The sequence below is a fragment of the Sinorhizobium sp. Y406 genome, assembly GCF_058732025.1.
Genome location: NZ_CM178974.1, coordinates 845,492 through 867,440, shown reverse-complemented (window position 1 = coordinate 867,440; position 21,949 = coordinate 845,492). Strand labels below are relative to the sequence as shown.

Genomic DNA, 21,949 nt, shown 5'->3' with positions numbered 1-21,949 from the left:
CCCCGTATGCGGATCACGTTGAAGACATGGCCAATCTCGATCTCACCCTCCCCCCGCCGAACGACGCCCAGCCCTGCAGGCCACACCAGGCGATCGAATCCCCCAATATGGTCCGGATCACGGTCTCGCTGCATCTTGAGCTGGACGAGCTCGAGGCGGAGTGGCGAGCGCTGGATGAGAACAGCCGCAATTCGCTGCACCAGAGCTTCGACTGGTGCGTGGCCTGGAGTAGGACACACACTCACCGCGTCGTGGTGATCCGCGGCGCCTGCGGCCAGAAGCCCATGTTCATTCTGCCCTTCGCCGTTGAGCGGGGTCTCGTTCGCACAGCCCGTCTGATCGGTTCCGAACACAGCAATCTGAACACCGGTGTGTTCGCAGACCTCGAGCCCGTGCCGCGCGTCGAACTGGTCCGCGCTCTGACCGACGGCATGCGCCAGCTCCGTCCATTTGCCGACGTCGTGAGGCTCGAAAGAATGCCTGCGAAGTGGCGCGGCGTACTCAATCCCTTCTCGGCATTGCCTGGCATCACCCATCCGAACGCATCCTTTCAGTTGCCTCTCCTTCACGGCATGGAGGCCACGCTCACGCAACTCAATGCGAAGCGCCGCCGCAAGAAGATGCGCACCTCTGAAAAGCGTCTCGCCGAAATGGGTGGCTACGACTACATCACCGCCCGCCAGTCACCGCAAGCGCACGCCCTTCTGGAAACATTCTTCCAGCAGAAGGCCTCGCGCTTCGCCGCGCTGGGCCTGCCGGACGTGTTCAGCGATGCGGCGACGCGCGCCTTCTTCCACGCCCTGGTCGATCGCCAGACCGGCGGCCTCTTCGAGCTCGATGCGATAGGCCTGAAAGGCGAGTACCAGGGCAAGATCATCGCCATCTCCGGCCTGCTGCGCAAAGGCGACCACGTCATCTGCCAGTTCGGCTCGATCGACGATGGGGTCGCGGCCGACAGCAGCCCCGGAGAGTTGCTGTTCTACCGCACGATCGAGCGTCTTTGTGGCGAAGGGGTGAAGCTCTTCGATTTCGGCATCGGCGACCAGCGCTACAAGCGGTCATGGTGCACGATCAAGACCTCGCTCCGCGACATCGTCGTACCCCTAACGCCGCGCGGTTTTCTGGCAGCCAGCCTGTACCGGGCGATGACCCGCGCCAAACGAACCGTCAAGGCCAATGAGAGGGCTTACGCGTTCCTGCAGCGGCAGCGTCGCCGCTGGCAACAGGGCCCAGGCGCAGAGGATTGAAGCTGCCCGCGGGCCCTGGCCCGGGCACGCTCACGCCGCCCGGCGGTCGGGGAAGTCCGGCCCCGGCCGGCCGGCCCCGGTCATCAGCACGATGTCGCGATAGCCGGCCTGGCCAAAGCGGGTGAGCTCTTCGACGATCTTCTCTTCGCTGACGGAGGGAGCGGAGAGAATGATCTCGGTGCCCTCGCGGCGAGCCACCTTGGCGACAGCCTCCGCATCTGCCTGGCCGCATTCGATGAGCACCAGGTCGTAGGCGTTGGTAAGCGCATCGACGATCATTTGCAGGCGCTCGATGCCGCGCATGGCCATCCGAGGATCCGCCTCGCCGCGCGGGATGACATGCGCATCCGAGAAGCGGTCCGCATGGATCGTCTCGCTGAAGGCGACCTCGCCCGCAAGCAGGTCGGTAATGCCGGGCAGATGCGGTGATTGCGCCATCAGCCGAGTCGGGCAGACCGAACCGGAAAAGTCGATCAGCACGACCTTCTGTTCCGCTTCCGCCAGCAGGCGCACCAGCATCACCGCGGCCATCGACCCCTCGTCGCCACCCGGCGAGACCGAAACCGCAACCCTGACGCCATGGCCGAGAAGATGATCGGCAACGGATTCGATCGAGAAATCCTGCTCTGCTGCATTTGGCTCCCGAACCTCGCTTTCTTTTCCCGACTGCGGCTCAACCGCGGCAACGGATGCCTCGTAGGGGACGTTGCTTGCGCTTTCGGGTGCCGCGCTTACCGGTGCAGGCTCTGCAACCGTCGGGGTGGCGACCGACGTCGGCCTTAGGGCCCGGCCGCTGAAGAGCTCGGCGAGCATAATCACGACACAGCTCACCAGAAAACTCGCAAAAGCCGCAACAATGGTGATCGGAATGACCTTTGGGAAACTCGCGAGGGCGGGAATGACGGCGTTCGAGATCACCCGCGCATCGGCGGGGGTCGCATTGGCGACGCTGCGCGAGGTCGCTTCGCGGTAGCGAACCAGATAGGTCTCGAGCAGCTGCCGCTGCGCGGCGGCCTCGCGCTCCAGGGCGCGCAGGCCCACTTCCTCCTCGCCGGCCTGAGCCGATTGGGCTTTCAGCGAATTCAGCTGCTGCACCAATTGCTGTTCGCGCAATTGCCCGACCTTCGCTTCGTTATCGAGGCTGGCGAGGATCTTGCGCGTTTCAGAACGAATCTGCGCTTCGATGCCTTCGAGCTGCGACCTCAGCCCCTTGAGCCGCGGGTGGCCATCAAGCAGCGATGTGGAGACGTCTGCGATCTGCGCCTCAAGGGCGGCCTTGCTTTCCTTCAGCCGCTGGATCATCGGCGACCCGACGATATCGGCAAGCGTGTCGACAGCGCGGCCGTCGGCGAGCGCCGCGCGCACCCCTTCCGCGCGGGCGGCGGCGTTGGCTCTCTCGCCGCGTACACGCGCAAGCTCGGCGGAAATATCGCTCAGCTGGCGCGTTGCAAAATTCTCCGTCTCACTGGTCGGCAGCAGGCCGGACTCGGCACGATAGGCGGCAACCTTCGCCTCCGCCTCGCGCACTTTTTCGCGCAGATTGGCGATTTCCGGCTCCAGCCAGCGGCTCGCCTCCGAATTGGAATCGAGTTTCGCACCGCTCTGCAGCGACAGGTAGACCTTCGCCATCTCGTTCGGAATGGCTGCGGCGAGCTTCGGGTCCTTCGACGTGAAGGCGATCGCGATCACACGGGATTTTTCCACCTGATAGACCTGCAGCTTGGAATTGAACTCCCTTAGAATCCGCTCTTCGGGCGGTAACTCGAGGGGATTTTTCTTCATCCGGAGCATGACCAGCAGATCGGAAAGTGCCGACGGGTGCGCTGAGGGATCGAACTCTTCCAACTCGTGCAGCTTCATGTTGCGTGCGACCTGCTTGATCAGGTCGGCGGAGCGAAGGACCTGAACCTGGCTCGCAATGCCGGACTCGTCGAAGATCCTGTCCGAACCACTCTGGGGGAGCTGCCCCGCACCGCTGAACTCGGGTTCGCGCGACTCGATCAGGACGCGCGTTTCGCTTTCATATTGGGGAGCGATCATCTTCGCGGCGGCAAAGGCGACGGCCGCCGCGCCTAAGGTTGCTAGGACAACACGGGAGCGACGCTGCCACACGGCGCGGAACAGGCCGCCGAGGTCGATATCCACATCCTCATGTCCGCCGCCGATGCCCGACATGTCCCAACTCCACGAGTTTTTCATTCCGCCGCGAAGGTAAAGGGACATGGTAACGCAACGGTTAATGCCGCGCGCAACCAGGCAGTGTACCCCCTGCGGCTCGGCGCTGCCAGGACAGGCGATTTCCGTCACGAGTTTACCGGCTATTAACCCTAACGGATCGATAACGGCGCCAGAGAGGTGATTTCCCTGGAGCTCAAACCCGCATGTCGACCGCAGGTAAAAAGACAGCGCGCGCTTTCGCCGTGGCACTCTTGTCGGTGCTCGCAAGCGCATGCACGAGCTATCAGCCGGCACCCAAAGCCTTCAGCGAGGCGACCATCCAGCCCTACCGGCTGGACAGCGGCGACCGGCTGCGCATCAATGTCTTCGAGCAGGCGGCACTCAGCGGCACCTATACGGTCGATCAGGCCGGCTACGTCGCCTTCCCGCTGATCGGCGCGGTGCCCACGCGCGGCCATACGCTGCCGGAGCTCGAGGGCATGATCGCCGCCAAGTTGCGTCAGGGATACCTACGCGATCCGGACGTGACGATCGAGGTCGACCGGTACCGTTCCGTCTTTATCATGGGCGAGGTGGGCCAGGCCGGCCAATATGCCTATGTGCCGGGCATGACGGTGCAGAACGCAATCGCGGTTGCCGGCGGCTTCACGCCGCGCGCCAACCAGGGGAGTGCCGATATCACCCGCAAGATCAACGGCCGCATCATCACTGGCCGGGTGCCGATCACCGATCCGGTGCTGGCGGGCGACACGATCTATGTTCGCGAACGGCTGTTCTGAAACCGATGCGGAGCGAACGCCCCCTGCGCATCATCCATTGTTTCAGGTCGCCGATCGGCGGGATTTTCCGCCACGTGCGCGATCTCGCGGAAGCCCATGCGCGCGCCGGCCATGAAGTCGGAATCTTCTGCGACAGCACCACCGGCGGTGCCCATGAGGACGCTCTCTTCGAGGCGGTGCGTCCGCATCTGGCTCTCGGCATCATCCGCACACCGATAGATCGCGCCGTGGGACTCTCGGATGTCCGGCTCCTATGGCGCAGTTACAAGGAAATCAGACGTTTGCAACCGGATGTGCTGCACGGGCACGGCGCCAAGGGTGGCGCGCTCGCACGCATCATCGGTTCAGCCCTGCGGGTCAACAAGTATCGCGTAGCCCGCCTCTATTCGCCGCATGGCGGCACCCTGCACTACCCCCGGAAGTCGCTGACGGGTGCCGCGATCTTCCGGCTGGAGCGCTTGCAGGAGCGCCTGACTGACGCCTTGGTCTTCGTCTGCGACTTCGAACGCCAGACTTATTTCGCGAAGATTGGCCGCCCGCAGGGCCGCAGCGAACTTGTCCACAACGGCGTCGACGACGCTGAATTCGTGCCGGTCGAGACGAGGCCGGACATGGCCGACTTCGTCTTTATCGGCATGATGCGGGACCTCAAGGGTCCCGATCTGTTTATAGCGGCCTTTGAACGGGCCGAACGCCTGACGGGACGGCGCCTCTCGGCGCTGATGATCGGCGATGGTCCGCAGCAGCGGCAATATGAGGAAATGGCATCGCGCATGGGGCTTGGGGATCGCCTCAGGCTGCTTCCCGCAATGGCAACCCGCACGGCGTTGTCGCTCGCCCGGACCGTCGTCATTCCCTCGCGCGCGGAGGCTATGCCCTATCTTCTTCTCGAGGCCCTTGCGGCGCGACGGCCGGTGGTCGCGACTCGCGTCGGGGGAATTCCGGAGGTTCTGGGCGCCGACAGTCCGGCGCTTGTCGAGCCGGGCGACGCGCATGCACTCGGCCAGCTTATGGCCGAAATTGCCGACGACGAGGGTTGGGCCGACCGGACGATGCCGGACTCCGAGCGGATCAGGATGCGCTTCTCGGCCTCGACCATGGCCCACCGCATTATGCAGCTCTATCGCGAGCTTACGGAAGAAGCCCTCTACGCAGACGCGCGGCTTCGCACGACGTAAGCGTTTCTTAGTGGCTTTCTGCTATCCCGAAACCCAGCGCCGCGCATCCATAAAGATCGCTGCAGCACCTGGAAGTGCTGCGTGTCTTCATCCCAAGATCGAGATCGATTTAAGGAGACATGCAGCAGGAGTAAGCGCCGGATAGAGACTATGAATCAGTTTGACGGGACCGAAAGCTTCGACGCAGAAGCGCTTCGCAAAAAGGTGTCAACGATCGCCACGATCGACCGCGAAGCGACACAGGCGGAAAAGGCTCCAGCCGGGCTCAATCCGCTGGCCCGTCGGATAGCGCTTCAGTTTCGCGCCGACACCTATTCGCCCGCCATGATGATTGGCCTGATTCGGCTCCTGGACTTTTGCGCCCTCTTCGCCATTGGCTATGCGATCAATACGCAATATGTCGGCCCATCGCTTGCAGACCTGCCGGTGTATATTGCTATTCTGACCGGCGGCTCGGCCTTTGCGGTCATCACCATGCAACTCGCCGATGCCTATCAGGTGCCTGCCCTCAGGGCATGGCTGCGGATGATGCCCCGCATCCTTGGCGCCTGGACCGGCGCCTTCGGCGTAATCGCATTGACTCTGTTCTTCCTGAAATCGGGCCATCTCTATTCCCGTGTCTGGGTCGGCGGCTGGTTCGCCGCAGGCGTGCTGTTCCTCGTCGCCGAACGCGCCTTCATCGCCTATTCGGTCAAGCATTGGTCTCGTAACGGCACGATGGAACGCCGCGCCGTCATCATCGGCGGCGGTGCACCGGCAAAGGAACTGATCCGCACGATCGAGCATCAGCCCGATAACGACATCCGAATTTGCGGCATTTTCGACGACCGGGACGAGCGCCGCTCGCCGAATGTCATCGCCGGCTATCCGAAGCTTGGCACCGTCGACGAACTCGTCGAGTTCGCACGGATGGCCCGCATCGACATGCTGATCTTCTCGCTGCCGCTGACGGCGGAAGACCGCATCCTCACGCTGCTGAGGAAACTTTGGGTGCTGCCGGTCGACATACGCCTTGCCGCCCATGCCAACAATCTGCGCTTCCGCCCCCGCAGCTATTCCCATGTCGGAAAGGTGCCGATGCTCGACATCTTCGACAAGCCGATCGCCGATTGGGATTCCGTCGCCAAGCGATGCTTCGATGTCTTCTTCAGCCTGGTCGCGCTCGCGATGCTCTGGCCGGTAATGCTCGGGGCGGCCGTCGCCGTGAAGCTCACCTCGCCGGGCCCGATCATCTTCAAGCAGAAGCGACACGGCTTCAACAACGAGATCATCGAAGTCTATAAGTTCCGCTCGATGTACACGCATCTGAGCGATCCGACCGCGCGCAACGCCGTCACCAAGGGCGATCCGCGCGTGACGCCGGTGGGCCGCTTTCTGCGCAAATCCTCGATCGACGAGCTGCCGCAGATCTTCAACGTGCTGAAAGGCGAGCTCTCGCTGGTCGGCCCGCGCCCGCATGCAGTTCACGCGCAGACGCAGGACCGCATCTATTCGGATGTCGTCGAAGGCTATTTTGCCCGCCATCGCGTCAAACCCGGCGTGACCGGTTGGGCGCAGATCAACGGCTGGCGCGGCGAAGTCGACAATGACGAGAAGATCCGCTTTCGCACGGCCTTCGACCTCTATTACATCGAGAACTGGTCGCTCTTCCTCGACCTGAAGATCCTATTTCTGACGCCGATGCGCCTGCTCAACACGGAAAACGCGTATTGAGTACCGCCAGCATTCTCCGTCCCGCCGTGCTCCGGCCGCAGCTTGCGGCGATTTCGATCCTCGGCTCCGGCCTGGTGGCACTGGCCGTATTCGGCTCTGGCTTCGTCCTCGCAGAGCCGGCACCCTATGAAGTGTTCCTGACCGGCCTGATCGGCCTCTGGGCCCTGTTTGGCCTGAGGATTTCGCGCGCCACTGCCCCCCTGCTCGCCTTACTCATCCTCTTCATGGTCGGCGGCGTTCTATCGTTAACGGTGATGGCCGACCTCTCGGACGGGCCGATCTATATGGCCGTCTCCGGCTTTCTCGCGCTTTCGGCCGTCTTCTTCGCCGCCATCATCGAGGAACGCCACCGGCGTTTGCGGTTGATCTTCGATGCATGGGCGGCGGCGGCGGTCGTCACCGCCCTCCTCGGCATTCTCGGCTATTTCGATGCAATTCCCGGGGCGAGCAGCTTCACGCTCTACGATCGGGCAAAGGGCGCATTTCAGGATCCGAACGTCTTCGGGCCCTATCTCGCCGCGCCGGTGCTCTACCTGCTCCACGGGCTCCTTACGCAACCGATCCGCCGCGCGCCGCTGAAGGTTGCCGGGCTCGTCGTGCTGACGCTCGGCGTTTTCCTCTCCTTTTCGCGGGCGGCCTGGGCACTCAATCTCTTCGGCGTCCTCGCCCTCGTTTTCATCATGCTTCTAAAGGAGCGAAGCGGCCTCTTCCGCCTCAGAATTCTCGTGCTGGCGCTCTGCGGCATCCTCTTCATTGCGGCGGCCCTGGCGGTCGCGCTGCAGTCGGAGCAGGTTTCGTCACTCTTCTCAAACCGTACCCAGCTCGTGCAGGACTATGACGGCGGACATCTCGGCCGCTTCGAGCGCCACCGTATCGGCTTTCTCATGTCCATGGAAAAGCCGCTCGGCATCGGCCCCATGGTATTCAGCACGATCTTTCCGGAAGACGAGCACAATATCTGGCTGAAGTGCCTGACATCCTATGGCTGGCTGGGCTTTGCGGCTTACGTGACGCTGATTCTCTGGACGCTTTCGCTCGGGTTCCGTTTCCTGCTGCTCGACCGGCCTTGGCAGCCCCACCTGATGATCAGCTGGATCACGCTGATCGGCCATGTCGGCATCGGCAACGTCATCGACACCGATCACTGGCGCCATTTCTACATGCTGCTCGGCGTCATCTGGGGATGCGCCGCCCTCGAATATCGCAGCCGGCGGCAAGCGCGCGCCCATAGGCTTGCATGAGCATGTCTCTGACCGTCAGACCGGCAGCCAAGCCATTGCGGCTCCTTGAAGTCCTCGAGCCGAGTGGCGGCGGATCCGGAAGGCACTTCCTCGATCTCTGCCGCGGCATGCATGCGCGCGGCCACCATGTCGAGGCCGTCTATTCGCCCCGGCGCGCCGAAGACGATTTCCTGCGCGAATTGAAGGAGATCGGTCTTCCCGCCATGCACGCGGTCGATATGCATCGTGCGCCCGGGCCCTCCGACCTGCCCGCCTTTCGCGCCATACAGCGGATCATTCGCGAGGCCGGACCATTCGATGTCATTCACGGCCACAGTTCCAAAGCGGGAGCCCTGACGCGGCTGAGGCTTCCGGGCCGGCACGTGCCGCGGGTCTACACGCCGCACGCATTCCGCACCATGGACCCGACGCTGGGTCGCGGCGGCAGGTTCATCTATGGCGCAATCGAAGCGGCGCTCGCCTGGTTCTTCACCGATCACCTGATAACGGTTTCCGACGATGAACGCGCCCATGCCCTCACTCTCGGCCTTCCGGAAGCGCGGATTTCGATCATCGTCAACGGCGTTCTCGCCCCCTCCCCCGGCCTGGCCAAGACCGTGCGCGCGAGCCTCGGCATTCCAGCCGATGCGTTCGTTTACGGCTTCATCGGCCGGCTGGCAGCCCAGAAGGCGCCGGAGCGCCTGCTCGAAGCCTTTCAGCGCGCCGCCCGGTCGGTCGGCAACAGCCACCTGGTAATGATCGGCTCCGGCGATGCGGAAGAAGAACTCCGGCAATGCATCGACGAAAGTGGATTGAAGGACCGCATCCACCTCACCTCGGCATTTACAGGTCCGCAAGCCGTCTGCGCCTTCGACCTCATCGTCATGCCGAGCCGCTACGAGGCGATGTCCTATGTGATGCTCGAGGCCGTCGCCGCGGCCCGGCCGATCATCATTTCGAACGTCGGCGGCGCGCGCACCGCTGTCGACCACGGTGAAAACGGCTTCATCGTCGGCAATAGCGACGACGTCTCGCAACTCGCCAAGGCGATGATCGCCGCCGCCGATCCGGAGAGATATGCAGAGCTCGCCGACGCGGCAGAAGCCCGCAGGAACCGCTTCACGCTTGAGCAAATGCTCGACCGGACGGAGGAAATCTATCTGCGTCTGGCGGCACGACGGCGGCGCTGACGCCGTCCGAAGTGGCGCGGTGCGGCGGCACGCGGAGCGGATTGCGTGTTTGTTGAAACGACAGGACCTCACAGCGCGGCGGGCGCGCTGCGAGGCCCTCTGATGAACGCTGCCGTCTATTCTTCAGCGGCCATTTCGTCTTGCTGCAGCTTCCGCTGCAGGAGGAGGTCATCGCTCGGGGTGGACTGTTCGGCTTTGGTCACGCTCGCCGTCGTGATCTCCTTGTCCACCGTGCTGGTCGAGGCCGTCTTGTCGTGGCCAAGGCATGCGGCGGACGCCGCCGTCGTCGACAGGACGAAGGCGGCCGCAAATACGAGGATGCTCTTCATCGGGCTTCTCCTGTTGTTGCCGGCGTAGTGTATCCGCGGCAGGGCCGTGATCCAAATCACAAAACGCGCTTTTTCAACGGTGGCAGATCGGGACAAGGATCTCCATTTTTCCCTTGCGCCGACTGAGCGTTCCGACTAATGAGAGCGGGCTTGTAACAAAGCGGGTCGGAGCGTAGCGCAGCCCGGTAGCGCACTTGACTGGGGGTCAAGGGGTCGTGGGTTCGAATCCCGCCGCTCCGACCATTTAAGCCCTTGTACAGCCCGGAGACATAGGTAACAGTTTGCACCTAAGACATGGGTGACAACCTCGTGCCGAACGGGTTGTCGATGGTTGCAAAGTCCTCTGCTCGAAGTCGATATTTCCTTGATGCCAAGCCTCTGGCCGGCCATGACGGTCGAGATGTTGATCTTCTTGCGATGCATGCAGATGCGGCCGCAGGCGGCAACCATGACGTCGCGATCGTGGGGGGATTCGAGCTCCGGCAGACCGTCATTGGGCCTTGAACCCTTCCTGACGGCACTCGTCTTCGGGCTTCCCAATCGACGACAGTGAGTCGGTCGACCGGGTTCACCGCACCTGGTCGAGCAACCGCTTGCATTCGAGCAGATCGTAAAGCGCCTCCTGCAGCAGCGCCCGGTCTTCCTTGCTGACGGATGCCTTGCCGAGCGAGATTTCCGCGTCGTCGCTACCGCCGCCGAAGGAGAAGAAGCGACGACTTGGCGGCGCCTTGGCGCGGCCGACGATCTGGTCCTCCTCGGCAATGCCCGCCTTCGGCGGCGCCGGTTCCTCGTGGCTGGACGCGGCAAGGGCCTCGACGGCCGCCAAGTCGCCGCTGGCGATGGCGGCGACGAATTTGTTGCCATTGGCCTTGAGGAGCTTCTGCACGCCCTTGATCGTATAGCCGTGATCATAGAGCAGATGTCGGATGCCCTTGAGCAGGTCGACGTCCTCGGGGCGGTAATAGCGCCGGCCACCGCCGCGCTTCATCGGCTTGATCTGCTGGAAGCGCGTTTCCCAGAACCTCAGCACGTGCTGTGGCAGATCAAGTTCGTCTGCGACCTCGCTGATGGTACGGAAGGCATCCGGGCTCTTTTCCATATCGTCCCAATCTCCAAGCGGCGGCGAGCGCATCGCCGGCCGCTGCAACAGCTTGAATCGCTGCGTCATTCCTCGGGCGCATCGGCTCAAGGAATGCTGCAGCAGCGCACGATCGACCGGCGCAGTGAACGGATCAATTGCGCGATGATCGCACGAATCAGACCAATTTCAATGGTTTATGAAGGGGTTTTCAACCGCATTTACGGTTGCGGCAGCCGATCAGGAAGCCGCATCGGCATGCTTCTGCTTGGCCTTGCGGGTCAGATGCGCCTTCAGCACCCGCTGCTTCAAGACGTTCGAAGCCTTGAAGGTCATGACGCGACGCGGGGAGATCGGCACTTCCTCACCCGTCTTGGGGTTTCGCCCGATGCGCTCGTTCTTGTCGCGCACCTGAAAAGTTGCGAAAGAAGACAGCTTCACGCTCTCGCCCCGCACGATAGCGTTGCAGATCTCGTCGATGACGGTCTCCACAAGTTCGGCGGACTCCGTCCGAGACAATCCGACCTTGCGAAAAACCGACTCAGCCAAGTCCGCTCGTGTTACTGTTTTCCCGCTCATCTTCCCCCACCGATATCTGGCATGCCGATCAGCGGAAGAAGACTATTGCCCTTGCCTTTTCCGGTCAAGCGCCTGCCTTACTTCAATTATTTTCTTTCTGCCTTACCAGCGGAGCAGAACCGAGCCCCAGGTGAACCCGCCGCCCATGGCCTCGAGCATCACAAGGTCACCCCTCTTGATCCGCCCATCGGCAGCTGCGGTGTTGAGCGCGAGCGGAATAGAGGCTGCTGACGTATTGCCATGCTGGTCCACCGTCACGACAACCTTTTCGAGTGGGATGCCGAGCTTCCTGGCAGAGCCGTCGATGATGCGGCGATTGGCCTGGTGGGGAACGAGCCAGTCGACGTCGTCCGCCGTCGTCCCCGTCGCCTCGAAAGCGGCTTCGATCACATCGGTGATCATGCCGACCGCGTGCTTGAAGACCTCGCGTCCTTCCATCCGGAGATGGCCCACCGTACCGGTCGTCGACGGGCCTCCGTCGACATAGAGTTTGTCGCCATGGACGCCGTCGGAGCGCAGCTGCGCAGTCAGCACGCCGCGATCGGCATTGGTGCCCTCGCCTTTCCCGGCTTCAAGGATGAGGGCGCCGGCGCCGTCTCCGAAGAGCACGCAGGTCGTGCGGTCGGACCAGTCGAGAATGCGCGAGAAGGTCTCGGCGCCAATCACCAGGGCACGCCTGGCAAGGCCGCCGCGGATATAGGCATCCGCGGTCGCAACCGCATAGACGAAACCGGAGCAGACCGCCTGCAGGTCGAACGCCGCCCCATGGCGCATGCCGAGACGGTTCTGGATGTTGACCGCCGTCGCCGGGAAGGTGTTGTCGGGGGTCGAGGTCGCGACGATGATCAGGTCGAGATCGTCCGGTGTCAGCCCGGCCCTCTGAAGGGCGGCGCGGGCGGCTCCCTCGCCCAGCGACGCCGTCGTCTCGCCCTCGCCGGCGATGTAGCGCTGGCGAATGCCGGTCCGCTGCACGATCCAATCATCGGACGTGTCGACCCGGGATTCCATTTCCTTGTTGGTCATCACCCGCTTCGGCAGCGCTGCGCCGAAACCGCGAACGACAGAACGGATCATCTGCTAAAACCTTTCATTCAAGCCCGCGGAAGGGCCTCCGGCGTCTGGGTGCCGTGATAGCGCGCCAGGTCGGCCTCGATCTTTGCCTTCAGGCCGTTCTTGACCATGTCGTAGCCGACATCGATCGCCGCGGCGAAACCCTCGGCATCCGTGCCGCCATGGCTCTTGATGACGATGCCGTTCAGCCCCAGGAAGACGCCGCCATTGACCTTGCGGGGGTCCATCTTCTCGCGCAGCCGATCGAAGGCTCCCTTGGCGAAGACATAGCCGACCCTGGCAAGGAGCGTGCGCGACATGGCAGCGCGGAGATATTCGGCGATCTGGCGCGCGGTGCCTTCCGCCGCCTTGAGCGCGATATTGCCCGAGAACCCTTCCGTCACGACCACGTCCACGGTGCCGCGGCCGATATCGTCACCCTCGACGAAGCCGTAATAGTCGATGCCCTCGATATTGGCTTCGCGGATAAGCCGACCGGCTTCCTTGACCTCTTCCTGCCCCTTGATCTCCTCGACGCCGACATTCAACAGGCCGACGGACGGACGCTCGACCTCGAAGAGAGCACGGGCCATCGCCCCGCCCATCAGCGCGAAATCCATGAGCTGCTGCGCATCTGCGCCGATCGTCGCGCCGACGTCGAGGACGATGCTTTCGCCCTTGAGCGTCGGCCAGATGGCGGCAATCGCCGGACGCTGAATGCCCTGCATGGTCCTTAGACAGAAGACCGACATCGCCATCAGCGCGCCGGTATTGCCCGCCGAGACCACGACATCCGCCTCATCGGCATTGATCGCGTCGATTGCCTTCCACATGCTCGACTTGCCGCGCCCGCGCCTGAGCGCTTGGCTCGGCTTTTCATCCATGCCGACGGCGATCTCGCAATCATGGAAGGTGCTTGCGGCCTGGAGCTTTGGATGTTTCGCCAACAATTCGGCGCACCGAGATTCCTGTCCGAACAGAACGAAACGGATGTCCGGATGACGTTCGAGCGCCCTTGCTGCGCCCGGGATGACGACTTCAGGACCATAGTCGCCGCCCATCACGTCAAGTGAAATTCTGACCACGCGTGTCTTATCCCTTTTTCCCGCTATGCGACGCGTCTGGCCGCGGCGCATTCTTCAAGCGGCAGCGATCCCGCGTTCCTTCTGACACTCGCGCCAGCATGCAACGTCCCGGCACTGCGACCCCTTGGCCGGAGCCGGGCCAAAATACTGCTTTTCGCTTGCGTGACAACCGAATTGTAGTCCGCACTCGCGCCGCTTCATTTCTTTTTCCAATCCTTGAGCACCGCAAACGGATTGGGCCGCTCGTCATCCCCGGCGGAACTCTCGATGCGCTCGCCGAAGGCGACCCCCTCCTTGCGCGGATAGGGGTCGATTGCCAGAGCGACGTGCTCGCTAACGACAGCGCCGGCGTCGATCGTGTCACCGGCAAAGGTGTCGGGGATGTCGGGGCCGCCCGGATCGAGAATCACCTCGCCGCCATCATTGTCGGCCTGGCGTGCCAGCCGTGACCCTTCCGGTACGAAGATCGCCTCGACCGGCTCGCGGATATTCGCCTCCACGGGGTCGAGCGTCACCACGCAGGTCTGGACGACAAGCGCGCGCACCTCGCCCTTGATCTTCACGCCGTCCTTCTTCCATCGCCCGATCTCGAGGTCGGCATCGAGCGACTGCACCTCGTCGACCTTCCAGAGCTCGGCAAGCGCGCGGCGTTCCGCCTCGTTTGCCGACACATGCACCTTGACGGGATTTGCCGAAATATGCCCCACCTTCACCGGGTAGGAGAATGTCGGGTTGCTTTCGTGCTTCATGATCGTTCCTTCCTGCCGCGCCGCGAGAAGGCGGGCGCGGCCTTTGACAGCGCCGCGTGTCTTTTCAGACGCGCAAAGGTCGCCGTAACTCTTTGCCTCTGCGCATCGAGCTTTCCGAAAATCGGCTCCGGTTCTCGGACCGATGCGCCAAGCAGATATTCATGGGTTTACCACGATTACCTGCTCGGATTCCTTAGGTTTGCCGCAGATTCTGATCCCTGCTTCGCCCGCCTGTCAGGTCCGCGGCCCTGCCGGCGGAATGCGCAACTGGCCGACTTCGACCGCGTCCTCGGGGATGCCCGACAGCACCTCTTCGACGAGGAAGAGATAGGCGGCAAGTCCCGCCATCGATGGCGCGCCCTCCCTCTCGGGATGGAAGTTGCGCCTGAGTGCTGCGGCCAGCATCTCGCGGTCGCTCCCGTCGAGAGCGGCCGCGTAGGATTCGAGCCGTCCATAGAACATGCCGGCAAGCTTCTTCATCTTCTTCGGCACGCCCGCATCGCCGATGCCCAACTCCCGGATCGAGTGATCGACGTCTTCGAAAAAGGCGTCGACGATCTCCTGCGCGATCTCCTGGCCGGTTCGCGGCGAACTGCGAGTACGTCGGAAATAGAGGATCAACATTGCCGAGAGCATCTCGAAACGCCCCATCACCGTGTCGGGCACATCGAGGTCGGTATAGAGAAATGGCTGGCGCGCCGCGGCGGTGAGATGCGCATATTGGCGCTCCACTATCGCAATGTTGCCGCTTTTTCTCTTGAACAGTCCAAAAATCATCACAAAGCCCAGTCGTGGCTTTTCGAAATCGATGGGCAAGCGCCCATCACGTTGTTGCATGATAGCCGAAGCTGGTTTACCGAAGCAGGCACGAATTGCAATGGCGGATCTGCCATCGTTACTCCAAGAGGAGCAGTTGTTGACGAAGCGGTATTTGACATCGAACCTGGACGTACTGGCCCGCGCCGTGGTCGTGGCTTCGCTCTCCACTGCAGCCCTTGCCGGCTGTCAGGCCCTCGATGTCGGCGAAGTCCTGCATCAGGGCTATGTCGTCGACCAGGAAACGCTGAACCTCGTGCCTGTCGGATCGAGCCGTGAACAGGTCCTCCTGTCGCTCGGCACGCCGTCGACGACCGCGACATTCGACAACGAGGTATTCTACTACATTTCCCAGACTCGCAAACGGCCGGTGGCCTTCATGAAGCCGAAGATCATCGACCAGTCGGTCCTCGCCGTCTATTTCGACAAGGAAGGCGTCGTCAGCCAACTCGCCCATTACACGCTCAAGGACGGCAAGGTCTTCGACATGCTGTCGAGCACGACCCCGACCGGCGGCAAGGAGACGAGTTTCCTCGGGCAGCTGCTGACAGGCCCCGGCGTCGGACAGGGCGCAGCGCGCAACCTCTTCAAGAATTTCGGCGACATGTGACGAATCGGCATGGCAGGTGCCAAGAAACAGCCCGCGGAACACTGGTTCCGCGGGCCCTTTTTACTCAAGGATTGTCTCAGGCAAGCACGGCGAGCAGCAGCAAGGCCACGATGTTCGTGATCTTGATCGCCGGATTGACCGCCGGCCCGGCCGTGTCCTTGTAGGGATCGCCCACCGTGTCACCGGTCACGGATGCCTTGTGCGCGTCCGAACCCTTCATGTGGCGCGTGCCGTTCTTGTCCACGAACCCGTCCTCGAAGCTCTTCTTGGCGTTATCCCAGGCACCGCCCCCGGAGGTCATGGAAACCGCCACGAACAGGCCATTCACGATGACGCCGAGAAGCGAAGCGCCCAATGCCGCGAAGGCGGAGGCCTTCGAGCCCGAAAGGAGCAGCACGCCGAAATAGACGACGATCGGCGCCAGCACCGGCAGGAGCGAGGGAATGATCATTTCGCGGATCGCCGCCTTGGTCAGCATGTCGACGGCGCGGCCATAGTCCGGCCGGTCCTTGCCTTCCATGATGCCCGGCTTTTCCTTGAATTGTCGCCGCACCTCCTCGACGACGGCACCGCCTGCCCGACCGACGGCGGTCATCGCAATGCCGCCGAAGAGATAGGGGATCAGGCCGCCGAAGATGAGGCCGGCGACGACATAGGGGTTCGACAGGTCGAAAGAGATCGGCCCGACGTCAGCGAAATAGGGATACTGTTCGCCATGGGCGGCGAAATAGGCGAGGTCGTTGGAATAGGCCGCGAAGAGGACGAGAGCGCCGAGGCCGGCGGAGCCGATCGCATAGCCCTTGGTGACCGCCTTGGTGGTGTTGCCGACCGCATCGAGCGCGTCGGTCGCCTTTCGCACTTCCGGCGGCAGATTCGACATCTCCGCGATGCCCCCGGCATTGTCCGTCACGGGGCCAAAGGCGTCGAGCGCCACGATCATGCCGGCGAGGCCGAGCATGGTGGTGACGGCGATGCCGGTACCGAAGAGGCCGGCGAACTGATAGGTGGCGATGATGCCGCCGACGATGACGATCGCCGGAAGCGCGGTCGATTCGAGCGATACCGCCAACCCCTGGATCACGTTGGTGCCGTGGCCGGTGACGGAGGCCTGCGCGATGGAATTCACCGGCCGCTTGTTGGTGCCGGTGTAGTATTCGGTGATCACGACGATCAGGGCCGTGACGATGAGACCGATGATGCCGCAGAAGAACAGGCCCCAGCCAGTGATGTCCTTGCCGGCGACCACACCGATGGACCCCCAGCCGATCGTCAGCGACGTGGCTGCGCCGAGACCGAGAATCGACAACACGCCGGTCATGATCAGCCCGCGATAGAGAGCGCCCATGATCGAGCCATTGGCTCCGAGCTTGACGAAGAAGGTGCCGATGATCGATGTGATGATGCAGACGGCGCAGATTGCCAGCGGGTAGACCATGATGCTCGAAAACATCGGAGTGCCGGCGAAGAAGATCGCCGCCAGAACCATGGTCGCGACGACAGAAACCGCATAGGTTTCGAAAAGGTCGGCGGCCATGCCGGCGCAGTCGCCGACATTGTCGCCCACATTGTCGGCGATCGTCGCGGGATTGCGCGGGTCGTCTTCCGGAATGCCCGCCTCGACCTTGCCGACGAGGTCGCCGCCGACATCCGCGCCCTTGGTAAAGATGCCGCCGCCGAGACGGGCGAAGATCGAGATCAGCGAGCCGCCGAAACCGAGCGCCACCAATGCATCGATCACCTCGCGCGAGGCAGGATCATGCCCGAGGCCGACGGTGAGGACGGAATAGTAGACAGCGACACCCAGCAGCGCGAGACCCGCCACGAGGAGGCCGGTGATGGCGCCTGACTTGAAGGCGATATCGAGGCCGGAGGCAAGGCTGACCGATGCGGCCTGGGCCGTGCGAACATTGGCCCTTACGGAGACATGCATGCCGATGAAACCGGCCGCGCCCGAGAGGATCGCACCGATCAGGAAACCGATCGCGGCCGTACCCGAGAGAAGAAGCCATGCGCCGATGAAGACGACGACACCGACGATGGCGATGGTTTTGTACTGACGCATGAGGTAGGCCTGAGCCCCCTCTCTGATAAAGCCTGCAATCTCCTGCATGCGGGCATTCCCCTGATCGGCAGCAAGCACCGACTGTGCCGCCCAGACGGCGTAAGCCACCGAAAGCAACCCGCATGCGATAACGGCCAGTAATATGGTCATTCGCACTATCCTCCGTTACAACCTGCGGGCTCACTCCCTGCCGCAGACCCCTCAAACCGCGACTCGCGCGCCGCCTCCTCGAGCGGCACGTCCTCACGGCGCGGCAAGAGTGCGGGTGCGAACAGGGAACGTCAAGCCCCTGAAAATACCCGCATCTCCGGGACAGGGAGTTTTCCGGCAAGCCCTTGCACGAAGCTCAGGCTGCGGCGGTTTTCCTGCTCGCTCGCATCAGTAGGAAGAGGAGAAGGAGGCACAGGCCTGCGACTGGCCACACAACGGAGTTGAGCATGTCCCAGCCATAGGCGGTCAGCACCTTGCCGGAGGCGAAGGACGAAACGGCAACGGCAGTGAAGAGCACGATGTCGTGGAACGCCTGGACCTTGTCGGCCTCGTGAGGCCGGTAGCTCTGGGCGACGATCGCCGTTGCACCGATGAAGGCGAAGTTCCAGCCGAGGCCGAGAAGAACCAGAGCGGCCCAGAAGTTCCAGAGCTCGACGCCAAGATGCGCGATCGCCGCGCAGGCCATCAGCAGCAGAAATCCCGAGGCGACGATGCGCTCCGCACCGAAGCGGCTGATCAGCCAGCCCGTGACGAAGCTCGGAGCGAACATGGCCAGCACGTGCCACTGGATGCCGAGCGTCGCGAGATCGCTCGAGAACCCGCAGCCGACGACCATGGCGACGGGGGCACCGGTCATCATGAAGGTCATCAGCGCATAGGCGGAAATGCCGCAAACCATGCCGGTCAGGAAGCGCTGATTGCCGACGATCTCGCCCAGCGGCCGTGCGGGCGCTTCCGGGCGCGCGGCGGATGCCGGAACACCGTCGGGCAATCGTAGCGGGGCAAAGAAGAAAAGTGCGACAAGGCAGACGGGCAAGAGGGCAACGAAGGCGCCGGCAAACCAGACGGGCGCAAAATAATCGCCGGCAAAGATGACGATCTGTGGTCCGAGAACCGCCGAGACGATGCCGCCGCCGAGGATCCAGGAGATTGCCTTGGGCTTGAAGAAGGACGGCGACGCATCGGCCGCGGCAAAGCGCAGTTTTTGGGTGAAGCCGTTGGAGGCGCCGAGCACGGCAAGGCCACCTGCAAAAAGCCAAAAGCTTTCACGGAACAGGGCAGCGGCGGCGATAACGCCACCGGCTGCCGCGATTGAGGCGCCGATCATGAAGGCCAAGCGCCTGCCCGTAAGGCGTGACAGCATCGCCACCAGAACGACGCCGAGCGCCATGCCGATATTGAAGGCTGTCAGAGGCGCGGTCGCTAACGACTTGTCGTCGCCGAGCAATTGGTGACCGGCCACGCCGCCCACGGCGAAGCTGATCGGCCCCACGACGCCCAGAAGCGCCTGGGCAATGGCGAGCAGCAGGACATTGCGGCGCGCTTCGCGAAGAACCGCCCCGATGTCGCCGACCGCCGCAGTAACCATCGCGTTACTTCCGACGCTCGCCGCGGACCTGCTTGGCGATCCGGTCCAGGACGGCGTTGACGAGCTTCGGCTCCTCCTCCTCGAAGAAGGCTTTGGCGATCTCGACATATTCGGTGACGATCACCGGAATCGGCACGTCCTTGCGCTCCAGGAGCTCGAAAGTGCCGGCGCGCAGGATGGCACGGACGGTGGAATCGAGCCGGGAGAGCGCCCAATCGTCCTGCAGGGCGGAGCCGATCAGCGGATCGAGCTTGCGCTGGTCGCGCACGACGCCGGAAACGATCGAGCGGAACCAGGACGGGTCCGCCTTCAGATAGGTGTCGCCGTCGAGCTCCCTGCCGAGACGATGCGCCTCGAATTCGGCGACGATCTCCAGTACGCCGGTTCCGCCGATATCCATCTGGTAAAGCGCCTGCACGGCCGCAAGGCGGGCAGCACCACGCTGATTAACCTGCTTCAGCGGTTGATCCGAGGGGGTATTCGTCACTTTTCTGCGCCTAACTTGTTCTTCAGTTCGATCATGGTCAGGGCGGCGCGCGCGGCAAAACCACCCTTGTCGCCCTCCGACCTGCGGGCACGCGCCCATGCCTGTTCCTCGCTGTCGACAGTCAGGATACCATTGCCGAGCGCCAGGCTTTCGCTGACGGCGAGATCCATCAATGCGCGGGCGGACTCGTTGGCCACAATATCGAAATGATAGGTTTCACCGCGGATCACCATGCCGAGCGCGACGAAGCCGTCATAGTCAGTGCCGCCTTCGTCCGCTGCATCGAGCGCCATGGCGATCGCCGCGGGAACTTCCAGGGCTCCCGGTACCGTAACGATGTCGTAGGTAGCGCCGGCCGCATCGAGCGCGTGTTTCGCTCCGTCGAGCATCGCATCGGCCATATCGTCATAGAAGCGCGCTTCCACAATCAGGATGCGGAGAGGCTCGGTCTTCGCCATGGGTCACCTGTCTTGAAAAATCCGGGACCGGACTTGGCCGGTGCAGGCGGGGGTCAAACCACGCCCCGCGCGGAATGGCAAGTAAATTCCGCGACGCGGAGCCATTTGCAGCCCGATGGCCCTTGCCGCATCCGGGAGCCGAAATATTTCGATCAGGCCTTCGGTCGCGGCAACGGCAATTCAACGTTGAATCCATGAACAAGCAACACCACCCATGGGATGTATAACATACTCGAAACCTCAAGTATCTTTCCGTCCCTGACCGGCCGCTCGCCCTCGACGGCCGATCTTGGAGACGGCGAGCGGGGGCTGAAATTCATGGCATCGACCGAACTATTGGAGCGAAAATGCACCGCGTTCCCGTCATCGAGACCGAGCGGCTTCTTCTGCGCCCCTATCGGCGAGACGACTTCCCCCTCTACTGTGCACTCTTCGCGGACGAAGAGGTGACCCGCTATGTGGGCGGGGCGCCCTATACGCGGGAACAATCCTGGACGCGCTTCCTGCGCCAGGTCGGCATGTGGCATTATTTCGGTTTCGGTTTTTTCGCGATCCAGGAGAAGGAAAGCGGCGCATTCGTCGGCGAGGCGGGCTTTCACGATGCTCATCGCCAGATCACGCCTTCGCTCGATGGAACGATGGAAATGGGATGGGCAATCTCGCCGAAAAGCCATGGTCGCGGCCTTGCGACGGAAGCGGTCGCCGCCGCTCTCGCCTGGGGCGACCGCGTCTTTCCTGGCCTGAGAAAGACCTGCATCATCGAACCGGGCAACCAGGCTTCGATCCGGGTCGCGCTGAAGCACGGCTTCACGGAATTCTGGCGCACGAATTATCACGGGAGGCCGATGATCATGTTCGAACGACGTTCGGCTAATATCGCCTGAACCGATGCGGCCGACCGCATTAGCGACGGCCGCCGCTCCGACAGGTTTCAAACACGATTTTTTTTTAATTATTTTTCAGAGAGTTAGCCACGGATTCGGCCAAATTCGCGCCCAGCTTTGCAACCGTCGGCACGGCGCGAGCCCTTCTGAATGAGGAAACGCCGCCCCGGCAGTTCGAAACAGCCAGACGCCTCTCGCTGCGGGACCTCCCTCCGCAAACGGCCGGCGCTGGCCTGCGGCGCCCTGCCCGGCGCGCCATCGCGAACGCGATGGCCGGCCGAGCGGGCATCCCAAACCAAAGGAGCACGACAATGAACCGCATCGCAAGGGCAACCATCATCGCCGCTCCGCCCTGACCTTCGGCGGCACCGCGCAAGCGGCAAGCGTCGAGATGAACTGGCCAAAGCAGATCGAGCAGACGGTGCGCGGTTTCAAAGGCAACAATCTCAGGATTGTCAATGTCGACACGCTAAGCCGGCAAGACCAGACCCGGAGCTGGATTGACGAGGCCACGCCGCAGCAGCGTGTCGCATTGCAATCTGCGGTCGAGGCCAACCGGCCTCTTGTCGCCGAGCTGAAGGCGCATGATGTCGAGTTGAACAATATCGCCGCGGCCGAGCAAGCCGCCGACGGCGGGCTGACGATTTATCTCCGCTGAGCCCATAAAGTCCTGCAGTC

21 protein-coding genes and 1 tRNA gene are annotated in these 21,949 nt (G+C 62.9%); 10 read left to right on the top strand and 12 right to left on the bottom strand.

Annotated elements, in window-relative coordinates; genetic code table 11:
• The first annotated feature begins 26 nt into the window (after positions 1 to 26).
• Entirely contained in the window at positions 27 to 1,247 is a 1,221-nt protein-coding gene (locus AC4P1R_RS04155) for a GNAT family N-acetyltransferase (RefSeq protein ID WP_492177452.1), read from the top strand.
• Positions 1,248 to 1,277: 30 nt separating this feature from the next.
• Here AC4P1R_RS04155 and AC4P1R_RS04150 read toward each other — a convergent pair whose 3' ends face one another.
• Positions 1,278 to 3,422, bottom strand: a complete 2,145-nt coding sequence (locus AC4P1R_RS04150; RefSeq protein WP_069460679.1) for a GumC family protein — start codon at positions 3,420 to 3,422, stop codon at positions 1,278 to 1,280.
• Between the two features lie 206 nt (positions 3,423 to 3,628).
• Here AC4P1R_RS04150 and AC4P1R_RS04145 point away from each other — a divergent pair, with 206 nt between their 5' ends.
• The 5 genes from AC4P1R_RS04145 (at position 3,629) to AC4P1R_RS04125 (ending at position 9,505) form a co-directional block, all read left to right on the top strand.
• Entirely contained in the window at positions 3,629 to 4,204 is a 576-nt protein-coding gene (locus tag AC4P1R_RS04145; RefSeq protein WP_069460678.1) for a polysaccharide biosynthesis/export family protein, read from the top strand.
• Between the two features lie 5 nt (positions 4,205 to 4,209).
• The gene (locus AC4P1R_RS04140; protein ID WP_069460677.1) at positions 4,210 to 5,382 is read left to right on the top strand and encodes a glycosyltransferase family 4 protein; all 1,173 of its coding nucleotides are present in this window, start codon (positions 4,210 to 4,212) and stop codon (positions 5,380 to 5,382) included.
• 150 nt (positions 5,383 to 5,532) lie between these two features.
• Positions 5,533 to 7,095, top strand: a complete 1,563-nt coding sequence (locus AC4P1R_RS04135; protein WP_069460676.1) for an undecaprenyl-phosphate glucose phosphotransferase — start codon at positions 5,533 to 5,535, stop codon at positions 7,093 to 7,095.
• Positions 7,092 to 8,336 (top strand): O-antigen ligase family protein, encoded by a 1,245-nt coding sequence (locus AC4P1R_RS04130; RefSeq protein ID WP_069460675.1) that lies wholly within the window; start codon positions 7,092 to 7,094, stop codon positions 8,334 to 8,336. The genes AC4P1R_RS04135 and AC4P1R_RS04130 overlap by 4 nt, the downstream gene beginning before the upstream one ends.
• Positions 8,337 to 8,338: 2 nt before the next feature.
• Positions 8,339 to 9,505 (top strand): glycosyltransferase, encoded by a 1,167-nt coding sequence (locus AC4P1R_RS04125; RefSeq protein ID WP_069460674.1) that lies wholly within the window; start codon positions 8,339 to 8,341, stop codon positions 9,503 to 9,505.
• A 116-nt stretch (positions 9,506 to 9,621) separates the two neighbouring features.
• Here AC4P1R_RS04125 and AC4P1R_RS04120 read toward each other — a convergent pair whose 3' ends face one another.
• Positions 9,622 to 9,834 carry a hypothetical protein gene (locus AC4P1R_RS04120; RefSeq protein ID WP_069460673.1) on the bottom strand — a complete coding sequence of 71 codons (213 nt, stop codon included), beginning with the start codon at positions 9,832 to 9,834 and terminating at the stop codon, positions 9,622 to 9,624.
• 166 nt (positions 9,835 to 10,000) lie between these two features.
• Between AC4P1R_RS04120 and AC4P1R_RS04115 the strand changes: the two genes are divergently transcribed.
• Positions 10,001 to 10,077, top strand: a tRNA-Pro gene (locus AC4P1R_RS04115).
• 325 nt (positions 10,078 to 10,402) lie between these two features.
• Here the strand turns inward: AC4P1R_RS04115 and AC4P1R_RS04110 are convergent.
• The 6 genes from AC4P1R_RS04110 to AC4P1R_RS04085 form a co-directional block, all read right to left on the bottom strand.
• Positions 10,403 to 10,933 carry a MerR family transcriptional regulator gene (locus AC4P1R_RS04110; RefSeq protein ID WP_069460854.1) on the bottom strand — a complete coding sequence of 177 codons (531 nt, stop codon included), beginning with the start codon at positions 10,931 to 10,933 and terminating at the stop codon, positions 10,403 to 10,405.
• 219 nt (positions 10,934 to 11,152) lie between these two features.
• On the bottom strand, positions 11,153 to 11,491 hold the full coding sequence (locus tag AC4P1R_RS04105; protein WP_069460671.1) for an integration host factor subunit alpha: 339 nt from the start codon (positions 11,489 to 11,491) through the stop codon (positions 11,153 to 11,155).
• A gap of 102 nt (positions 11,492 to 11,593) precedes the next feature.
• Positions 11,594 to 12,565, bottom strand: coding sequence for a beta-ketoacyl-ACP synthase III (locus tag AC4P1R_RS04100; RefSeq protein ID WP_069460670.1), 972 nt, complete (start codon positions 12,563 to 12,565; stop codon positions 11,594 to 11,596).
• A 17-nt stretch (positions 12,566 to 12,582) separates the two neighbouring features.
• Positions 12,583 to 13,626, bottom strand: a complete 1,044-nt coding sequence (plsX, locus tag AC4P1R_RS04095; RefSeq protein WP_069460853.1) for a phosphate acyltransferase PlsX — start codon at positions 13,624 to 13,626, stop codon at positions 12,583 to 12,585.
• 197 nt (positions 13,627 to 13,823) lie between these two features.
• Entirely contained in the window at positions 13,824 to 14,375 is a 552-nt protein-coding gene (locus AC4P1R_RS04090; RefSeq protein WP_069460669.1) for a YceD family protein, read from the bottom strand.
• A 234-nt stretch (positions 14,376 to 14,609) separates the two neighbouring features.
• Positions 14,610 to 15,152, bottom strand: coding sequence for a ubiquinol-cytochrome C chaperone family protein (locus tag AC4P1R_RS04085; protein WP_069460852.1), 543 nt, complete (start codon positions 15,150 to 15,152; stop codon positions 14,610 to 14,612).
• 139 nt (positions 15,153 to 15,291) lie between these two features.
• On the opposite strand from AC4P1R_RS04085, the gene AC4P1R_RS04080 reads away from it, so the two are divergent.
• Positions 15,292 to 15,801, top strand: a complete 510-nt coding sequence (locus AC4P1R_RS04080; protein WP_083265426.1) for an outer membrane protein assembly factor BamE — start codon at positions 15,292 to 15,294, stop codon at positions 15,799 to 15,801.
• Positions 15,802 to 15,877: 76 nt separating this feature from the next.
• On the opposite strand, the gene AC4P1R_RS04075 is transcribed toward AC4P1R_RS04080, so the two are convergent.
• From AC4P1R_RS04075 to ribH, 4 genes are all read right to left on the bottom strand, one after another.
• Positions 15,878 to 18,013 carry a sodium-translocating pyrophosphatase gene (locus AC4P1R_RS04075; RefSeq protein ID WP_069460667.1) on the bottom strand — a complete coding sequence of 712 codons (2,136 nt, stop codon included), beginning with the start codon at positions 18,011 to 18,013 and terminating at the stop codon, positions 15,878 to 15,880.
• A 196-nt stretch (positions 18,014 to 18,209) separates the two neighbouring features.
• Entirely contained in the window at positions 18,210 to 19,442 is a 1,233-nt protein-coding gene (locus AC4P1R_RS04070) for an MFS transporter (RefSeq protein WP_069460666.1), read from the bottom strand.
• A 4-nt stretch (positions 19,443 to 19,446) separates the two neighbouring features.
• Entirely contained in the window at positions 19,447 to 19,929 is a 483-nt protein-coding gene (nusB, locus tag AC4P1R_RS04065) for a transcription antitermination factor NusB (protein ID WP_069460665.1), read from the bottom strand.
• Positions 19,926 to 20,387, bottom strand: coding sequence for a 6,7-dimethyl-8-ribityllumazine synthase (gene ribH, locus AC4P1R_RS04060; RefSeq protein WP_069460664.1), 462 nt, complete (start codon positions 20,385 to 20,387; stop codon positions 19,926 to 19,928). Before ribH ends, nusB begins: the two co-directional genes overlap by 4 nt.
• A gap of 347 nt (positions 20,388 to 20,734) precedes the next feature.
• Here ribH and AC4P1R_RS04055 point away from each other — a divergent pair, with 347 nt between their 5' ends.
• Together AC4P1R_RS04055 and AC4P1R_RS04050 are read left to right on the top strand one after the other, a co-directional pair.
• Positions 20,735 to 21,271 carry a GNAT family N-acetyltransferase gene (locus AC4P1R_RS04055; protein WP_069460663.1) on the top strand — a complete coding sequence of 179 codons (537 nt, stop codon included), beginning with the start codon at positions 20,735 to 20,737 and terminating at the stop codon, positions 21,269 to 21,271.
• A gap of 391 nt (positions 21,272 to 21,662) precedes the next feature.
• Positions 21,663 to 21,929, top strand: a complete 267-nt coding sequence (locus tag AC4P1R_RS04050) for a hypothetical protein (RefSeq protein ID WP_225190744.1) — start codon at positions 21,663 to 21,665, stop codon at positions 21,927 to 21,929.
• The last annotated feature ends 20 nt before the right edge of the window (positions 21,930 to 21,949 follow it).

Excerpts from the sequence above, each read along its gene's own strand:
- AC4P1R_RS04050 (WP_225190744.1), top strand. The coding sequence starts at position 21,663 with ATGAACTGGCCAAAGCAGATCGAGCAGACGGTGCGCGGTTTCAAAGGC.
- AC4P1R_RS04105 (WP_069460671.1), bottom strand. The coding sequence starts at position 11,491 with ATGAGCGGGAAAACAGTAACACGAGCGGACTTGGCTGAGTCGGTTTTT.
- ribH (WP_069460664.1), bottom strand. The coding sequence starts at position 20,387 with ATGGCGAAGACCGAGCCTCTCCGCATCCTGATTGTGGAAGCGCGCTTC.
- AC4P1R_RS04135 (WP_069460676.1), top strand. The coding sequence starts at position 5,533 with ATGAATCAGTTTGACGGGACCGAAAGCTTCGACGCAGAAGCGCTTCGC.
- AC4P1R_RS04145 (WP_069460678.1), top strand. The coding sequence starts at position 3,629 with ATGTCGACCGCAGGTAAAAAGACAGCGCGCGCTTTCGCCGTGGCACTC.
- AC4P1R_RS04100 (WP_069460670.1), bottom strand. The coding sequence starts at position 12,565 with ATGATCCGTTCTGTCGTTCGCGGTTTCGGCGCAGCGCTGCCGAAGCGG.
- AC4P1R_RS04125 (WP_069460674.1), top strand. The coding sequence starts at position 8,339 with ATGTCTCTGACCGTCAGACCGGCAGCCAAGCCATTGCGGCTCCTTGAA.
- AC4P1R_RS04140 (WP_069460677.1), top strand. The coding sequence starts at position 4,210 with ATGCGGAGCGAACGCCCCCTGCGCATCATCCATTGTTTCAGGTCGCCG.
- AC4P1R_RS04085 (WP_069460852.1), bottom strand. The coding sequence starts at position 15,152 with ATGATTTTTGGACTGTTCAAGAGAAAAAGCGGCAACATTGCGATAGTG.
- AC4P1R_RS04090 (WP_069460669.1), bottom strand. The coding sequence starts at position 14,375 with ATGAAGCACGAAAGCAACCCGACATTCTCCTACCCGGTGAAGGTGGGG.
- AC4P1R_RS04070 (WP_069460666.1), bottom strand. The coding sequence starts at position 19,442 with ATGGTTACTGCGGCGGTCGGCGACATCGGGGCGGTTCTTCGCGAAGCG.
- AC4P1R_RS04120 (WP_069460673.1), bottom strand. The coding sequence starts at position 9,834 with ATGAAGAGCATCCTCGTATTTGCGGCCGCCTTCGTCCTGTCGACGACG.
- AC4P1R_RS04110 (WP_069460854.1), bottom strand. The coding sequence starts at position 10,933 with ATGGAAAAGAGCCCGGATGCCTTCCGTACCATCAGCGAGGTCGCAGAC.
- AC4P1R_RS04155 (WP_492177452.1), top strand. The coding sequence starts at position 27 with ATGGCCAATCTCGATCTCACCCTCCCCCCGCCGAACGACGCCCAGCCC.
- AC4P1R_RS04150 (WP_069460679.1), bottom strand. The coding sequence starts at position 3,422 with ATGTCGGGCATCGGCGGCGGACATGAGGATGTGGATATCGACCTCGGC.
- AC4P1R_RS04075 (WP_069460667.1), bottom strand. The coding sequence starts at position 18,013 with ATGACCATATTACTGGCCGTTATCGCATGCGGGTTGCTTTCGGTGGCT.
- AC4P1R_RS04055 (WP_069460663.1), top strand. The coding sequence starts at position 20,735 with ATGCACCGCGTTCCCGTCATCGAGACCGAGCGGCTTCTTCTGCGCCCC.